Source organism: Nocardia sp. PE-7 (genome assembly GCF_030486425.1).
Classification (GTDB): Bacteria; Actinomycetota; Actinomycetes; order Mycobacteriales; family Mycobacteriaceae; genus Nocardia; species Nocardia salmonicida_A.
On the sequence record NZ_CP129614.1, the window covers coordinates 1,734,511 to 1,746,867 of the forward strand.

The 12,357-nt window shown below is 66.2% G+C and carries 12 protein-coding genes, 1 tRNA gene and 1 pseudogene; 11 read left to right on the forward strand and 3 right to left on the reverse strand.

What is annotated here, in order from left to right; all coding sequences use genetic code 11:
* The first annotated feature begins 76 nt into the window (after positions 1 to 76).
* The 5 genes from QX204_RS08130 (at position 77) to QX204_RS08150 (ending at position 4,615) form a co-directional block, all read left to right on the forward strand.
* Positions 77 to 604: a TM2 domain-containing protein gene (locus QX204_RS08130; RefSeq protein ID WP_301905960.1), complete on the forward strand. Its 528-nt coding sequence runs from the start codon at positions 77 to 79 to the stop codon at positions 602 to 604.
* Between the two features lie 177 nt (positions 605 to 781).
* Positions 782 to 1,534 carry an amino acid ABC transporter substrate-binding protein gene (locus QX204_RS08135; RefSeq protein WP_367620198.1) on the forward strand — a complete coding sequence of 251 codons (753 nt, stop codon included), beginning with the start codon at positions 782 to 784 and terminating at the stop codon, positions 1,532 to 1,534.
* 3 nt (positions 1,535 to 1,537) lie between these two features.
* A complete protein-coding gene (locus QX204_RS08140; RefSeq protein WP_301905964.1) occupies positions 1,538 to 2,209 on the forward strand; it encodes an amino acid ABC transporter permease in 672 nt (223 codons plus the stop codon).
* An 88-nt stretch (positions 2,210 to 2,297) separates the two neighbouring features.
* Entirely contained in the window at positions 2,298 to 3,716 is a 1,419-nt protein-coding gene (pyk, locus tag QX204_RS08145; RefSeq protein WP_301905966.1) for a pyruvate kinase, read from the forward strand.
* Between the two features lie 2 nt (positions 3,717 to 3,718).
* Positions 3,719 to 4,615 carry an acyl-CoA thioesterase gene (locus tag QX204_RS08150; RefSeq protein WP_235569919.1) on the forward strand — a complete coding sequence of 299 codons (897 nt, stop codon included), beginning with the start codon at positions 3,719 to 3,721 and terminating at the stop codon, positions 4,613 to 4,615.
* Between the two features lie 31 nt (positions 4,616 to 4,646).
* Here QX204_RS08150 and QX204_RS08155 read toward each other — a convergent pair whose 3' ends face one another.
* The 3 genes from QX204_RS08155 to QX204_RS08165 all read right to left on the reverse strand — a co-directional run bounded on the left by QX204_RS08155 (position 4,647) and on the right by QX204_RS08165 (position 6,462).
* Positions 4,647 to 5,003, reverse strand: coding sequence for a hypothetical protein (locus QX204_RS08155; protein WP_301905970.1), 357 nt, complete (start codon positions 5,001 to 5,003; stop codon positions 4,647 to 4,649).
* 140 nt (positions 5,004 to 5,143) lie between these two features.
* A complete protein-coding gene (locus QX204_RS08160; RefSeq protein ID WP_301905972.1) occupies positions 5,144 to 5,767 on the reverse strand; it encodes an arsenate reductase/protein-tyrosine-phosphatase family protein in 624 nt (207 codons plus the stop codon).
* 185 nt (positions 5,768 to 5,952) lie between these two features.
* On the reverse strand, positions 5,953 to 6,462 hold the full coding sequence (locus QX204_RS08165; protein ID WP_056824613.1) for a monooxygenase family protein: 510 nt from the start codon (positions 6,460 to 6,462) through the stop codon (positions 5,953 to 5,955).
* Positions 6,463 to 6,574: 112 nt separating this feature from the next.
* Here QX204_RS08165 and QX204_RS08170 point away from each other — a divergent pair.
* From QX204_RS08170 to QX204_RS08195, 6 genes and pseudogenes are all read left to right on the forward strand, one after another.
* Positions 6,575 to 6,661 (forward strand) — tRNA-Leu (locus QX204_RS08170).
* 165 nt (positions 6,662 to 6,826) lie between these two features.
* Positions 6,827 to 7,438, forward strand: coding sequence for a two-component system response regulator PdtaR (locus tag QX204_RS08175; RefSeq protein WP_056824610.1), 612 nt, complete (start codon positions 6,827 to 6,829; stop codon positions 7,436 to 7,438).
* Between the two features lie 272 nt (positions 7,439 to 7,710).
* Positions 7,711 to 8,868 (forward strand): branched-chain amino acid ABC transporter substrate-binding protein, encoded by a 1,158-nt coding sequence (locus QX204_RS08180; RefSeq protein ID WP_301905976.1) that lies wholly within the window; start codon positions 7,711 to 7,713, stop codon positions 8,866 to 8,868.
* Between the two features lie 73 nt (positions 8,869 to 8,941).
* Entirely contained in the window at positions 8,942 to 9,979 is a 1,038-nt protein-coding gene (locus tag QX204_RS08185) for a branched-chain amino acid ABC transporter permease (protein WP_056824606.1), read from the forward strand.
* Complete coding sequence (locus QX204_RS08190) at positions 9,976 to 11,412, forward strand: branched-chain amino acid ABC transporter permease (RefSeq protein ID WP_301905978.1); 1,437 nt, start codon at positions 9,976 to 9,978, stop codon at positions 11,410 to 11,412. The genes QX204_RS08185 and QX204_RS08190 overlap by 4 nt, the downstream gene beginning before the upstream one ends.
* 41 nt (positions 11,413 to 11,453) lie before the next feature.
* A pseudogene (locus QX204_RS08195) lies at positions 11,454 to 12,317 on the forward strand (ABC transporter ATP-binding protein); the annotation flags it as partial.
* Positions 12,318 to 12,357: the final 40 nt, after the last annotated feature.

The following is a 12,357-nucleotide window of genomic DNA, read 5'->3' on the forward strand; positions in this document are numbered from 1 at the left end:
GGGCGCACCGCCGTTCGGCCGATCGCCACTGGCCGGGGGCCACGATGGGTACCCGCACGAATGATGGAGGACATGAGTGACCGACCCCTACAACCCCAATCCCCAGTACGGCCCTGACCTGAGCAAGCCGCAGGACAGCGGCGCGCACCCGCAGTACGGTCAGCCGGCCTACGGTCAGCCGTCGGATCCGTACGCCCAGCAGCCGCAGCCGGGTTACGGCCAGCCGCAGTACGGTGCGCCGCAGCCGCAGTACGGTCAGCCCGCCGACCCGTACGCCCAGCAGCCGCAGCCGGGTTACGGTGCCGCGCCGTACGGGGCCATGCCGCAGGGCTACAACCCGAACGATCCGGAAGCGCCCTACGGCCGGGACATGTACGGCGTGCCCTTCTCGGACAAGCAGAAGCTGATGGCCGGTCTGCTGCAGATCTTCCTCGGCAGCTTCGGTGTGGGTCGCTTCTACCTCGGCTACACCGGCCTCGGCATCGCCCAGATCGCGGTCACCTGGCTGACCTGCGGCCTCGGCGCCATCTGGCCGCTGATCGACGGCATCATGATGCTCACCGGCAAGGTGCCCGATGCGCAGGGTCGACCGCTGCGCGACTGATTCGTCGCCCACATGGGGATGTAGACGGGTGCTCTGCTCACGCGGAGCGCCCGTTTTCGCGTTTCCCCACCGGGATTGCGATCACAGTGAGCGATACTCTGTGTCGGTCTGTGGCGGCGCCGTAGCGTCGCTGGGCCTGCGTGTACCCCCGTACGCGCAGCGGAGAAAGGGATGTCCGTGCGCAAATTCATTGCCGCCGCCGTACTCGCTGTCGTCGCCGCGACGGGCCTGTCGGCCTGCTCGTCCGCCTCGGATCCGAATGTGCTGAAGGTCGGCACCGAGGGCACTTACGCGCCGTTCAGTTACCAGGAGGGCGGCACGCTCACCGGCTACGACGTCGAGGTCGCCCGCGCGGTCGGCGAGAAGCTCGGCAAGCAGGTGGAATTCGTGCAGACCCCGTGGGACTCGATCTTCGCCGGTCTCGAGTCCAGGCGTTTCGACCTTGTCGCCAATCAGGTCACCGTGAACCCCGAGCGCACGGCCAAGTACGCGTTGTCACAGCCGTACACGACCTCCGAGGGCGTGATCGTCACCAAATCCGACAACACCACCATCACCTCGCTGGCGAGCCTGGCGGGCAAGACCACCGCGCAGTCGGCCACCAGCAACTGGAGCAAGGTCGCCGCGGGCGCCGGCGCGAAAGTCGAAGCGGTGGAAGGGTTCGTGCAGGCGGTACAGCTGTTGAAGGCCGGTCGGGTCGACGCCACCGTCAACGACACGCTCGCCGTGGGTGAGTACACCAAGAAGACCGGTGACACCGGCATCAAGGTCGCGGCCCGGACCGGCGAGACCAGCAAGCAGGCCTTCGCCGCGCGCAAGGACGACACCGCGTTGATCACCGACGTCGACAAGGCGCTCGCGGAGTTGCGGGCCGACGGCACCCTGGCCCGGTTGTCGGAGAAGTACTTCGGCACCGACGTCAGCAAATAGCGAATGGATCCGGCTACCTGGGAGCTGATCCGGCACAACCTGGTGCCGATGCTGAAGGCCACGGTGACGATGACGTTGCCGCTGACCGCGATCAGTTTCGTCATCGGCCTCGCCATCGCGGTGGGTGTCGCGCTGGCGAGGATGTCGACCCGGCGGGTGCTGTCGGTGCCCGCCCGCTTCTACATCTCGATCATCCGCGGCACCCCGCTGCTGGTGCAGTTGTTCATCGTGTTCTACGCGCTGCCCCAGTTCGGGATCGTCATCGATCCGTTCCCGGCGGCGGTGATCGCGTTCAGCCTCAATGTCGGCGGGTACGCGGCGGAGGTGGTGCGCTCGTCGATCATGAGCGTGGCGCACGGACAGTGGGAGGCCGCGCAATCGCTGGGCATGTCCTATGTCCAGACGCTCTGGGACATCGTGTTCCCGCAGGCCGCCCGGATCGCGGTACCCCCGCTGTCGAACACGCTGATCTCGCTGGTCAAGGACACTTCGCTGGCTTCGACCATCCTGGTCACCGAACTGCTGCGCACCGCCCAGCTGGCCGCCGCGCCCACCTTCGACTTCTTCGCCCTCTACGGTGTCGCGGCGCTCTACTACTGGGCGATCTGCCTGATCCTGGGCTTCGGCCAGAGCCGTCTCGAGACACGGCTGTCGCGCCACGTTGCCGTTCGGTAGCAAGCGTTTTCGTGAACACGAGTCGAACTCGGCGTGCTACCCGGCAGGCGAAAAGACGCGGCGCGGCCCGAGTACTAGGCTAGGGGCCGTGATGCGACGGACGAAGATTGTGTGCACCCTGGGCCCGGCCACTGCCACCCAGGATCGTATTCGTGAGCTCGTCGAAAGCGGCATGGATGTGGCCCGGCTGAACTTCAGCCACGGCGACCACGCCGACCACGCCGACAACTACAAGATGGTTCGCGCGGCCTCCGACGAGACCGGCCGCGCGGTCGGCATCCTCGCCGATCTCCAGGGCCCCAAGATCCGCCTCGGCCGCTTCGCCGACGGCAAGACCGTGTGGGCCAACGGCGAGCAGGTGCGGATCACCGTCGACGAGGTCGACGGCACCCACGACCGCGTCTCGACCACCTACAAAGAGCTCGCCAAGGACGCCAAGGCCGGTGACCGGCTGCTCGTCGACGACGGCAAGGTCGGCCTCACGGTGGAAGCCGTCGAGGGCAACGACGTCGTCTGCCGGGTGACCGAGGGCGGCCCGGTGAGCAACAACAAGGGCCTGTCGCTGCCCGGCATGAACGTGTCGGTGCCCGCCCTGTCCGAAAAGGACATCGCCGACCTGGAATTCGCCCTGGAGCTGGGCGTCGACTTCATCGCGCTGTCGTTCGTGCGCTCGCCGTCCGACATCGAACTCGTGCACGACATCATGGACCGCGTGGGCCGCCGGGTCCCGGTGATCGCCAAGCTGGAGAAGCCGGAGGCGATCGAGAACCTCGAGGCGATCGTGCTGGCCTTCGACGCGGTGATGGTCGCCCGCGGTGACCTCGGTGTGGAGCTGCCGCTCGAGCAGGTGCCGCTGGTGCAGAAGCGCGCGATCCAGATGGCGCGCGAGAACGCCAAGCCGGTCATCGTCGCCACCCAGATGCTCGAGTCGATGATCGAGAACTCGCGCCCCACCCGCGCGGAAGCCTCCGATGTCGCCAACGCGGTGCTCGACGGCGCCGACGCGGTGATGCTGTCGGGTGAGACCTCGGTCGGCGCCTGGCCGATCGACGCGGTGCGCACCATGGCCCGCATCGTGACCGCGGTCGAGTCCGAGACGTCGCGGGTGCCACCCCTGACCCACGTGCCCCGCACCAAGCGTGGCGTGATCTCCTACGCCGCCCGCGATATCGGCGAGCGGCTCAACGCCAAGGCGCTGGTGGCCTTCACCCAGTCCGGTGACACCGTGCGTCGTCTCGCCCGCCTGCACACCCCGCTGCCGCTGCTGGCCTTCACCCCGATGCCGGAGGTCCGCAGCCAGCTCACGCTGACCTGGGGCACCGAGACGTTCATCGTGCCGATGGTGGACACCACCGACGCGATGATCCACCAGGTGGATCAGGCGCTACTGTCGCTGGAGCGTTATCGCAAGGGTGACCTGGTGGTCATCGTCGCCGGTTCCCCTCCGGGTACCGTCGGTTCCACCAACCTGATCCACGTGCACCGCATCGGCGAAGAGGACCACTAGTAGTGAACAGTTCGATCGAACTCGAGACCACCCAGGGCGAGCCGACACCCGATCTGCGGGTGTTGCTCGACCTGCTCGACCTCGAGTTGATCGGCGAGGACACCTTCCTCGGCAAGCACCCGGAGAAGGTGTGGAGCCGCACGTTCGGCGGGCAGTTGGTCTCGCAGGCCATCATCGCGGCCGGTCGGACGGCGGGGGATCGGCCGCTGCACGCGATCAACGCGCATTTCGTGCGCGGCGGCGACGTGAAGAAGCCGATCGAATATCACGTGCAGCGTCACCGTGACGGTCGCGCGCTGGCCAACCGGACGGTGACGGCCAGCCAGGACGGCCAGGAGCTGTTCGTCATGCTGGCCGCGTTCCAGGACTTCGGCAAGGGCCTCGAGCACTCCCACGAGGGCCCCGACGTGCCCGATCCCGAAACCCTGCCCCGGGTGGAGGAGAGCTTCGCCGGCTTCGAGGACAAGCTGGAGATGTTCATCAAGGCGCCGCACCCGATCGACATGCGCTACACCAATGATCCGGCGTGGATCCTCAAGGGCACCGGCGAGAAGCTCAATCACAACCGCGTCTGGATGCGTACCGACGGCACGTTGCCCGCCGATCCGCTGCTGCACACCGCCGCGCTGGGTTATTCCTCCGACACCACCGTGCTCGATTCGATCATCACCACGCACGGTTTGTCGTGGGGGCTGGACCGAATTCTCGCGGCGACGGTGAACCATTCGATCTGGTTCCATCGCCCGTTCCGTTTCGACGAGTGGGTTCTCTACGCCACCGAGTCGCCGGTCGCGGCGGGTTCGCGCGGGTTGGCGACGGGCCGGTTCTATTCACGCACCGGCGAATTGATCGCCACCACCGTGCAGGAAGGCGTCATCCGGCATTTCCCGGCGCGCTGAGTTCCGCTGAAGGCCCATGCGGGCGGACAGCTCACCGCAGTTCGTGGTCGAGTTCGGGTGCGACGACGTCGGTGCGCTGATCGGCGCGCAAGGTGAAGGGCACGCCGTACACGGCCAGTGCCAGCCCGCGCTCGAGGTCGGCGATATCGGCGTCGGTGAGATCGGCCGGATCGCCGACCAGACTCAGCGCGATCTCGTAGGTGCTCTCCGCGCTCGGCTCGCAGCCGGGAAAGCTTGCGCGCCATTGTGATTCGAGATCACGATGAATCGGATCACTCGCGTCGACAGGCATGGTGAACCGCCAGGCATAGATATCGCGGTCGTGCACGTGGTCGTCGAGGACCGTTCGAACACTGGCGACGATGCGGTCGAGGATCTCCGGCGTCACGTACACATGGAGCGAAACATCCGAAATGCGTTTCGGCAAGTCTGTAGTCCCGTCGTGTGTCGAACCTGCAAGGGGTAACCACCCACGTCCGCGCCGAAGTCTAATCCCTGCGCGCCCTGGCGAACAGACCTAGCGAGGACTCAGCGCCCGCGCTGCGCGGCGAGGAAGGCCGACAGGGGCCCGGCAGGCGCGCCGGGTGCGATTACCAGGCCGGGGCGATCGCCCTCGCCGGCAAGTTTCGTCTGCTCGTGCGGGGCGAGCGCTCCCAGGACGGGGAACAGCAATTCGGCGATGCGGTCGCCGACCTCGAGGAAGGCTTCCGGCGAGAGGCCGATCGGATCGGCGATGTTCTCCCGGCCGACATAGGCCAGGTTGTTGCGCGCATGATGCAGGGCGGCAATGGATTTCGCGCCGGTGACCTTGGCGATGCGATATGCCTCGGCGAGGGTGAAGGTGCGCGGTGCGGCGCCGAAAGCCAGTTCGCCGACCTGGTCGCGTAAGGAATCGGTCATCGTCAGCACCAGATCGGCGCGATCGACCATCTCGGGCCGGAGCTTTCTGGCCTTGAATCCGGCGGTGTCGCCGCCGAGGCCCTGGATGGTTTCCACGGCCATCGGCTCGGGTGGAAAACCGACCAGGGCGCGAGTACCCGCGCTTTCCGCGGTGAGGCCGGGTAGTCGGTGCTCTGTCGCGAACGCCCGGGTGAGCCGTTCGGCGATCACCGACCGGCAGACATTGGAGTTGCAGACGAAGAGCACGTGCATACCGACACCGTAATCGGGTCGATTGTCACGGAGTAGGCCGGAATTGTAACCATCACAAGCGCGGTACTACCTATTCACCTTTCGGTTGAATTCCGTACATCATTCACGATGCGCAAATCTGTTGTGTGTGACCGTGATACCCGCGAGATAGGGGTGGGAAACCTCGCAATGATATGTGTCGGCCGTCACTCTTTCCGGTCATAATAATTCGATTCGGTAATAACCGGCGGCACGGCCGGTGGGGTGCCGTGCACGCGGCCTCTGGTGGAGAACATCGGGCCACGCGCGGGTACGACCGGCGCGAACGCCGCCAGTCCGGTCGTGGTCGACATGTCGTCGTAGACCGCGTCGATCCCGCCACGGCGGAAGTAGGCCTCGTGCCAGAAGCCGGTGCCGCCGGAATCGCGGAGGAATTCCCGCCACCACTGCCGGTGTGGTTCCGATCGCGTCCAGCGCTCGAGCGAATCCAGATCGCGCCAGTACTGCCTGGCGCCCCAGTGGGGTGGGAACATCGACCACACGATGTCTTCGTGCCGGAGTAATCCGTCTGGCCGGTCGGTATGTGAGCGATACAACTTCGGGCCGACCCCGAGTAGTCGCAGCACGCCGCGCGGGGTGCGCACCCGCATGCCGAGCAGGATCATCACCAGGTCGGGGTAGGCGTCCAGGTCGACCGTAGTTCTGTGCACGCGCATGATCGCAGCCCCTTCCGTGGTGCCCTTACGAGGTACTACGGGCCAGGCCGGGGTCCGGTTCGACCGGCGGTTGGCTTCCCGGCGCGCCGAGACGCTATAGTGACCGCGGTGCGCCGGGTTGGCGGAACTGGCAGACGCGACGGTCTCAAAAACCGTTGTCCGGAAGGACGTGTGGGTTCGAGTCCCACACTCGGCACCACGGCGGAAGCGCGGCGCAAGCAGCCGCGCTCCGCGGGGGAGTATCCGGCGCAGGGTGTGCGCGATCTCATCGCAGGCGCGTTCTCTGCGCGGAAGCAAAAGGTACTCTTTACAACGCCGGTCGTGGTGTGATCGACAGGCATCAGAATCCAGAGGGGTCGAACCTATGAGCACGAATGCAGCCGGCGCCACGCGTGAGGCCGCGGCCAAGCGGGTCGTCGTCGCCGAGGATGAGGCCTTGATCCGGATGGATCTCGTCGAGATGCTCAAGGAAGAGGGCTACGACGTCGTCGGCGAAGCGGGCGACGGGCAGCAGGCCGTCGAGCTCGCCGAGGAGCTGCGCCCCGATCTGGTCATCATGGACGTGAAGATGCCGCGCCGTGACGGCATCGATGCCGCCGCCGAGATCGCGTCGAAACGTGTTGCGCCCGTGGTGATTCTGACCGCGTTCAGTCAGCGCGACCTGGTCGAGCGAGCACGGGACGCCGGCGCGATGGCCTATCTGGTCAAGCCGTTCACCAAATCCGATCTGGTCCCCGCGATCGAACTCGCGGCCAGTCGTTTTCACGAAATCACCGCGCTGGAAACAGAAGTAGCGAATCTGTCGGACCGTTTGGAGACGCGCAAACTGGTGGAGCGGGCCAAGGGCGTGCTCATGCAGACCCAGGGGCTGTCGGAACCGCAAGCGTTCAAATGGATTCAGCGCACCGCGATGGATCGCCGCACCACCATGAAGGCGGTCGCCGAAGTCGTGCTGGAGAACCTCACCCCGCAGTGACACGGTTCGGCTCTCGCTGCCTCGCGGGCCGAAAGCAGGAAATGTTTACGCAAGCGAAACAATAATGTGAACTATTGCTGGACAAGAGGCGTCCGACATGATGCGAATGTGATGCGGATCTAACAAAGCGGCGATATGTTCTCTGCGGGCTGAACGTGGTCGGCCCCCTCGGTGAACCCGGGGAGCACAGGACATAGAGGTGAGACGTGCTCAGTTCGACATGGCGCAGTCGGTCGACGCGAGGAGTTCTGGTTATCGGAGCTGCCGCGTCGTTGGTGTTGTCCGGATGCAGTGACAAGTCGTCCGATGGCGGCGGTGGCGGCAACACCGATCTCTCCATCCAGTCGGTCGTTCAGCTCGATACCCAGGGTAAGGCCGTCGCGACAACCGACGCCGGTGCGGCCGCGGACCCCGCAGGCGACGGCAAGGCCAAGTGCGCGCCGCTGACCCTCGGCATGGCGGGCCCGCTGACCGGCGGCAACGCCGCCCTCGGCATCAACATCATCATGGGCGTGAAGCTCGCGCTCGACCAGCACAACAAGGCCAACCCGGACTGTCAGGTGTCGGTGAAGCAGTTCGACACCGAGGGCAAGCCGCAGATCGCGAGCCAGGTGGTTCCGACGATCGTCGCCGACCCGAACATCGTGGCGCTGGTCGGCCCGACCTTCTCGGGTGAGACCAAGGCGACCGGCCAGATCCTCAGCGAGGCAGGCATGCCCACGCTGACGGCGTCGGCCACCAACCCCACGCTCACCCAGAACGGGTGGAAGACCTTCTTCCGCGGTCTCGGCAACGACGACTCGCAGGGTCCGGCCGTGGCCAACTACCTGACCGGCGAGAAGGGCTTCAAGAAGATCTGCGTCGTGCAGGACAACACCGACTACGGTGCCGGTCTGGCGAAGGCCTTCATCACCGCCGCGGGTCCCGCGGCCGACGCCTCCTGCGGGACGAGCGTCAAGGAAGGTGACAAGGACTTCTCGGCAGCGGTCTCGAAGCTGTCCGCGGCCAAGCCCGACGCCATCTTCTACGCCGGTTACTACGCCGAGGCGGCGCCGTTCGTGCAGCAGCTGCGTTCCGGTGGCGTGACCGCGGCCTTCGTTTCCGCCGACGGCACCAACGATCCCGAGTTCGTCCGGCAGGCCGGTTCCTCGTCCAAGGACGCGCTGCTGTCGTGCCCGTGCAGCCCCGCGCCGGAGAAGTTCGCCGCCGACTACAAGGCGCTCAACGGCCAGGCGCCCGGCGTCTACTCCGTCGAGGGCTACGACCTGACCACGATCCTGCTCAAGGGAATCGATTCCGGCAAGGTCACCCGCGCCGAGCTCGTCGACTATGTCCGTAACTACGACGGCACCGGTGTCGCCCGCCAGTACAAGTGGGGCGAGACCGGCGAGTTGGCCAACATCCAGATCTGGATGTACCAGGTCAAGTAGTTCAGACGATGTGCGCAGCGGTGCGCGTGGCTGTAGATGCCACGCGCACCGCTCGCCTGACGCGAGAGTAACCATGACATCAGCGGCTTCGCTCGGTGTATCCCTGTTAGCCGAGGGGTCCATCGATTTCAACGTCTCCGGGGTGATCGACCAGTTCTGGCGATTGACCGTGGACGGCCTCACCTACGGCTCGATCTATGCTCTGGTCGCTGTCGGCTACACGCTGGTCTACGGCGTGCTGCGATTGATCAACTTCGCCCACTCCGAGATCTTCATGCTCGGCATGTTCGGCACCTATGTGGGACTGGAACTGCTCGGCTTCGCGCCCAGCGGCAACGTGTATTCCCAGGGTGTCGGGCTGACGGTTCTGTATCTTGGCCTGGCGATGCTGTTCGGCATGCTCGTCTCCGGCATCGCGGCGGTGGGGCTCGAACGGGTTGCCTACCGGCCGCTGCGCAGGCGGGGCGCGAAACCGCTGGCCTTCCTGATCACCGCGATCGGTATGTCGTTCGTGATCCAGGAGTTCGTCCACTACATCCTGCCCAAGATCAAGCCCGGTCTCGGCGGGTCCAACGCCCAGACCGGTATCCGGCTCGTGGAGCCGAAGGTGCAGTTCACCTTCCTCGGCGCGCCGGTCACCAATGTGGCGCTGGTGATCTTCGCCGCGGCCATCGTGCTCGCGGTCACCACCGAGATCGTCATCAACAGAACCAAATTCGGCCGCGCCATCCGCGCGGTGGCCCAGGACCCCGACACCGCCACCCTGATGGGCGTCTCGCGTGAGCGGGTCATCGTCTTGACCTTCCTCATCGGCGGGCTGCTGGCAGGCGCCGCCGCGATGTTGTACACGCTCTACATCCCCACCGGCATCATCTTCTCCGGCGGCTTCATCCTCGGTATCAAGGCCTTCAGCGCCGCGGTGCTCGGTGGCATCGGCAACCTGCGTGGCGCGCTGCTGGGCGGGTTGATCCTCGGCGTCGCCGAGCAGTACGGACAGATCCTGTTCGGTACCGAATGGCGTGACGTGGTGGCGTTCGTCCTGTTGGTGACCGTGCTGATGTTCCGGCCGACCGGCATCCTCGGCGAGAGCCTGGGGAGGGCACGCGCATGACCGACCTGACGAAAACCCCGAAAGCACCTGTCGCGCACCAGGATCGACGTGGCGTCGGCGACGCTATCCGGGTCTGGTGGGACGGGCTCTCGCGTCCGGCCCAGTGGGCCGTCGGCGTGCCGATCATCGCCTTGCTGGCGCTGATGCCGCTGTTCCCGCCCCCGCTGCTCGACACTCCGGGTGTGAGCTTCGGCGGGGTGATGGCGCAATTCGCCATGTACGCGCTGATCGCCATCGGCCTGAACGTGGTGGTTGGCCAGACCGGTCTGCTCGACCTCGGTTACGTCGGCTTCTACGCCGTCGGCGCCTATACGGTCGGCCTGCTCACCAGTCCGAACAGTCCGTGGAACCAAACCGACGGCGGCTGGCTGGAACCCGGCTGGGCGTGGGTGGCCTGCCTGCCGATCGCGATCGCGCTGACCGCGCTGGCCGGGCTGATCCTCGGTGCGCCGACGCTGCGCCTGCGCGGTGACTACCTCGCGATCGTGACGCTGGGCTTCGGCGAGATCGTCCGGCTGATGGCCGACAACCTGACCGAGCTGACCAACGGCAGCCTCGGGCTCTCCAAGATCGCGTACCCCGCGGTCGGCGAATCCGAGGCGCACCCCGGCGGCTTCTTCTCCCCGGGCAACCTCGGCGACACCAGCAGCTGGAATCCCTTCCAGCGGGCGAGCAACGGCACCTGGTGGTTCTGGCTCGGCATGGCCTTCGTGATCGTGGTGCTGCTGATCATCGGCAACCTCGAGCGCAGCCGGGTCGGCCGCTCCTGGGTCGCCATCCGCGAAGACGAGGACGCCGCCGAGATCATGGGCGTGCCGACCTTCAAGTTCAAGCTGTGGGCGTTCGTGATCGGGGCCTCGGTCGGCGGACTGTCCGGCGCGATGTACGCCGGTCAGGTCACCTACGTCAACCCCAAACAGTTCGACATCATCTTGTCGATGCTGTTCCTGTGCGCGGTGGTGCTCGGTGGTTCGGGCAACAAACTCGGCGTGATCGTCGGCGCGTTCCTCATCGCCTACCTGCCGATGCGGTTGCAGTCGGTGCAGTTGGTGTCCAGCGAGTCGACCGGCTATCTGATGCTCGGCCTCGATGTCGCGCTGCTGATCGGACTGTGGCTGCTGTGGCGGTGGAAGAAGGAGTCGCTGGGCGTGTGGGTCCGGCGGGTGGTGATCGGAGTGGCGATCGTCGGGGTGGTCCTCGGTTTGCTGCTGTTGGGCAGTGTGTTGCTGTTCCGTCCGGGCGGCGCGCAGAACCTCGGTGACCTGAAGTACCTCTACTTCGGCATCGCGCTCGTGGTGATGATGATTCTGCGGCCACAGGGTTTGTTCCCGGTGCGGCAGAAGCTGCTCGCCTACGGCAGACAGGTGTACCAGGCCGTGACGCGCACACCGGTGCGCGAGCCGGCGGCCGAATCGATCGGAGCAGGGCAATGACGGGGCCGGGCGCGGGAGACGCGCTGTACGACAACGAAGACATGAAGGCCGGTTACCGGCCGCCGCCCGAGGTCGAGCCCGCGGGCGAGGTCGACGTCACCGCGGTGCTGCCCGAACTCGCCGACGCCGAGACGGTCGCCGAGGTGGTCGCGCCGCATCGCGCGATCGAGACCGCCGTCGGCGAACCGCTGCTGCGTACCGACGGTCTGACCGTCAAATTCGGCGGTCTGACCGCGCTCGACGGGGTCAGTTTCGAGATCCGCCGCGGCGAGATCCTCGGCCTGATCGGCCCCAACGGCGCGGGCAAGACCACCTGCTTCAACGCGATCACCGGTGTCTACAAGCCGGCGTCGGGCAGCGTGCACTTCGACGGTCAGCCACTGGCCAAGACCAAGCGCAACGAGATCACCCGCATGGGTATCGCGCGCACGTTCCAGAACGTGCGGTTGTTCGGCGAGATGACGGCGCTCGAGAACGTCGTCGTCGGCACCGACGCTCGCCACACCACGTCGGTGCCCGGCGCGGTGTTCCGTACGCCGAAGTTCAAGCGCGAGGAACGCGACGCCATCGAACGCGGCATGGCGTTGCTCGAGTTCGTCGGCATCGCACCGCGCGCGGTGGAGAAGGCCCGCAACCTGTCCTACGGCGACCAGCGCAGGCTCGAGATCGCGCGGGCGCTGGCCACCGAGCCCAAATTGCTGTGCCTCGACGAGCCCGCTGCCGGTTTCAACCCCAGCGAGAAGTCGGCGCTGATGGATCTGATCCGCAAGATCCGCGACGACGGCTACACCGTGCTGCTCATCGAGCACGACATGCGCCTGGTGATGGGCGTGACGGACCGGATCGTGGTCCTGGAGTTCGGGCGCAAGATCGCCGACGGCCTGCCCACCGAGGTGCGCGAGGACCCGGCGGTGATCGCGGCCTACCTCGGCGTTCCCGACGCGG

Bases quoted from the DNA above. Each gene is read 5' to 3' on its own strand.
- QX204_RS08140 (WP_301905964.1), top strand. From the start codon at position 1,538: ATGGATCCGGCTACCTGGGAGCTGATCCGGCACAACCTGGTGCCGATG.
- QX204_RS08160 (WP_301905972.1), bottom strand. From the start codon at position 5,767: ATGCACGTGCTCTTCGTCTGCAACTCCAATGTCTGCCGGTCGGTGATC.
- QX204_RS08165 (WP_056824613.1), bottom strand. From the start codon at position 6,462: ATGCGCGTGCACAGAACTACGGTCGACCTGGACGCCTACCCCGACCTG.
- QX204_RS08175 (WP_056824610.1), top strand. From the start codon at position 6,827: ATGAGCACGAATGCAGCCGGCGCCACGCGTGAGGCCGCGGCCAAGCGG.
- QX204_RS08185 (WP_056824606.1), top strand. From the start codon at position 8,942: ATGACATCAGCGGCTTCGCTCGGTGTATCCCTGTTAGCCGAGGGGTCC.
- QX204_RS08190 (WP_301905978.1), top strand. From the start codon at position 9,976: ATGACCGACCTGACGAAAACCCCGAAAGCACCTGTCGCGCACCAGGAT.